Source organism: Arthrobacter sp. 08Y14, assembly GCF_002929455.1.
Taxonomy (GTDB): Bacteria; Actinomycetota; Actinomycetes; order Actinomycetales; family Micrococcaceae; genus Arthrobacter_B; species Arthrobacter_B sunyaminii.
On sequence record NZ_PJIX01000048.1, the window covers coordinates 1 to 552 of the forward strand.

1 protein-coding gene is annotated in these 552 nt (G+C 56.9%); it reads right to left on the reverse strand.

Going from position 1 to position 552, the window contains the following annotated elements:
- Positions 1 to 227 precede the first annotated feature (227 nt).
- Positions 228 to 437, reverse strand: coding sequence for a cold-shock protein (locus CXR03_RS18965; protein ID WP_104105059.1), 210 nt, complete (start codon positions 435 to 437; stop codon positions 228 to 230).
- Positions 438 to 552: the final 115 nt, after the last annotated feature.

The following is a 552-nucleotide window of genomic DNA, read 5'->3' on the forward strand; positions in this document are numbered from 1 at the left end:
CGTCGATCGCGCGACCGCGCGCGAGAAACTGAGACTGCGTCTTCGCGAAAGCGATTTCGGCGGTCTGGCGCGACTTGGTGAGTTGTTCGGTCATGTCGTCTCCTTTCAGGAGCACTGCCCTTGCGGGCAATAAAAAAAGGCCAGGCGAACCGCCTGACCTTCCGTGGGATCGTGCCTTCGACAGTGCCAGTACATCCGTGGTCAAAGGAAAGCGGATCCCGGATCTATCAGGCTGCCTGCAGGTTGCAGGCCGACATCTTGCTCGACTTGTTGTCGCGCTCCACGTCGTAAGACAGCTTCTGGCCTTCGACGATTTCGCGCATGCCGGACCGTTCAACAGCCGAAATGTGAACGAATGCGTCCGGGCCGCCGTTGTCAGGCTGAATGAAGCCGAAGCCCTTGGTGGAATTAAACCATTTTACTGTGCCAGTGGTCATGATGAACCCTTTCGTAACAATAGAAGAAACCACCACGCAAATGCGCAGCGGATGGTGATAGCGATGCTTTAAAGGGAGGGTTCGTTCAGGGCGCGGTGCCAAACGCGCGACAACC

Bases quoted from the DNA above. Each gene is read 5' to 3' on its own strand.
- CXR03_RS18965 (WP_104105059.1), bottom strand. From the start codon at position 437: ATGACCACTGGCACAGTAAAATGGTTTAATTCCACCAAGGGCTTCGGC.